Genomic DNA, 234 nt, shown 5'->3' on the forward strand with positions numbered 1-234 from the left:
GACCGCATCATCGGCCTGGAAATGGGCGCCGACGACTACCTGACCAAACCGTTCTCCGCCCGCGAACTGCTCGCCCGCATCAACGCCGTGCTGCGCCGCACACGCATGCTGCCGCCCAACCTCACCATCAGCGAAAGCAGCCGCCTGCTGGGTTTCGGCCAGTGGCGCCTGGACACCACCGCGCGCCACCTGCTCGACAGCGAAGGCACCCTGGTGGCCCTTAGCGGCGCCGAG

At 68.8% G+C, this 234-nt stretch carries 1 pseudogene; it reads left to right on the forward strand.

Annotated features, from left to right (window positions below):
- Nucleotides 1-234, forward strand: a pseudogene (locus SB765_RS33945) (DNA-binding response regulator); the annotation flags it as partial.

The sequence above is a fragment of the Pseudomonas sp. SIMBA_067 genome (genome assembly GCF_046534675.1).
GTDB classification, from domain to species: domain Bacteria; phylum Pseudomonadota; class Gammaproteobacteria; order Pseudomonadales; family Pseudomonadaceae; genus Aquipseudomonas; species Aquipseudomonas putida.